This is a genomic window from Clostridium celatum (assembly GCF_021412605.1).
GTDB lineage: Bacteria > Bacillota > Clostridia > Clostridiales > Clostridiaceae > Clostridium > Clostridium celatum.
In genome coordinates, this window is sequence record NZ_JAJKGM010000086.1 from 1 (window position 1) to 2,174 (window position 2,174).

A 2,174-nucleotide genomic window follows, 5' to 3' on the forward strand; every position below is an offset into this window, starting at 1 on the left:
CAATGTGAATTATTAGCTAGAAGTGCAGCATAAAAAAGTTTGACTTTTTGTGTCCAAAATATTGACATAAGACCAAAGCAATAAAACTCTTATAATTGAAGGGATTGAAAATATATATCAACATAATTTAATTAATAATATTAATAATACTAGTTTATATACTCAAGGTTATTTTTATAGTAGACCTATGAATATTGCTGAAATAGAAGCATTGTAAAAGATATATATTCTACATATTCTTTTATAATTGCTACTTAATTCTTTATTTTTTAATAAAAACACTATACAGACTCTGCAAGAAAAACCATATTAATGTAATATTATTTAGGCTATTATTGAAATAAAGAGCCGCTAGTAAGATTAAATCTCTTATTAGTGGCTCTTATTATTTTTCATTTTTATAAGGCTTTGTTTTAATAAACTGTTGAAATTTGATTAACCTCTATAAATATGGTTATAATATATTATATAACTACTATTTAGGAGGTTTTTTTATGCCAAGAGTTAATAATGTTATTAAACAAGTTTCACAATTAAATACACATGAGCAAGGTAAGGTATTTGAATTTTTGAAGACTGTATTGATGTAAAATGGAATTACTAACTCTATAGATAAAGAAATCGCTGAAAATAGATTTAATAAGGGGAAGTGCTGTCCTTTTTGTAATCATGACAAAATATCTAAGTATGGAAAATATCATGGTAAAAATGGAGTTAAACAAAGGTATAAATGCCAAAATCCAGAGTGTAAAAAAACTTTCAATGACTTTTATAAATCACCAGTTTCAAGTAGTAAAAAGGGATTAGATAAATGGTTACTATATGCCCAATGTATGGTAAACGGCAACACTATTAGGCAGTGTGCTGAAATCGTTGAAATTAATATTGCAACAGCTTTTTTCTGGAGACATAAAATCATAGACGCAATTAGAAAGTTTATTGGCTATGGTTCGCTTGAAGGTGTTATTGAACTTGATGAGACTTACTTTGCCCTTAGCTATAAAGGTAATCATAGTAAAAGTTCTAATTTTACTATGCCAAGGGAGCCAAGAAAACGTGGCAAAGAAATAAATACAAGAGGTATATCAAAGGAATTTGCCTGTGTTTTATGTGGTGTGGATAGATTAGGTAATATCTATACAGGATTAATATGCAATGGTAGACCTAAATATAGCGATATAGACAGAGCTTTATCAGAAGTTGTTGAGGAGAATTCTATATTATGTACAGATAAACATAGGAGTTATATCCCCTTTGCTACTCAACATAATTTTGAGTTACATCAAATTAGAGGTGGAAGAAAAGCTGTGGATATTTATAATATTCAAAGAGTTAATGCCTTTCATAGTAGCCTAAAAAGATGGATAAAGAAATTTAATGGTGTTTCAACCAAGTTCCTAACAAACTACCTATTTTGGTATAAATGGACCCAATTATTTAAAACAGAAATGGAAAGGAATAAACCTAAAAAGTTCTTTATTCATGCTAATTCAACACATTCTATATCTTTAATAAAGGATTTTAAGATTAGAAGACCAATATATGTATAAAAGATAAAATTTGTTTTAATTTTACTATTTTTAGTGTACAATAAATGTAATGATTGCTGAACAAATGTATTATATTGTTTATTAAATGAAATACGGAGGCTTTTATGAAGAAAGTTATATGGTCAATAATTTTAACTATATTGCTAATTGGGTTAGTAGGTTGTCAAATAAAAACAGAAGATAATACACACAAAGATAGTTTAAGTGTTGAAATAATTGCTACTAATGATGCTAACTCTTATAAGGGAATGCCAATAACATTAAAACCTAAAGCTATAGGAGAATATGATAAGGAAATCCAATATCATTGGATACTGAAAAGTGATGATGATGTTGAAGGGTTTATTGTTCCAGAGAAGGGTCCTCAAAAGGAAATAATTAATTCAGGTGAACCAGTTGAACTTGGTTTATTTAAAGAAGTTTCTTGGGTTGAGGTAACAGTTATAGAATTTAAAGTTGAATTGCAAATAGAAGATAAAGAAACATCTAAGATTATTGCAACTAATGAAATTACAATTGAAAATAATCAAGGTACTTATAGTATAAAAGAGACTGTAGATAATTTTGTGTAATATAGTTTCTTATAAATCAAATATTACTGGAAATTTTGATTTCCAGTAATAT

The 2,174-nt window shown here is 27.4% G+C and carries 1 protein-coding gene and 1 pseudogene; both read left to right on the plus strand.

Going from position 1 to position 2,174, the window contains the following annotated elements; all coding sequences use genetic code 11:
* Positions 1-494 precede the first annotated feature (494 nt).
* Positions 495-1,550 (plus strand): annotated as a pseudogene (locus LPC13_RS16580) (IS1595-like element ISCldi2 family transposase).
* 104 nt (positions 1,551-1,654) lie between these two features.
* Positions 1,655-2,122 (plus strand): hypothetical protein, encoded by a 468-nt coding sequence (locus tag LPC13_RS16585; protein ID WP_005215292.1) that lies wholly within the window; start codon positions 1,655-1,657, stop codon positions 2,120-2,122.
* Positions 2,123-2,174 lie beyond the last annotated feature (52 nt).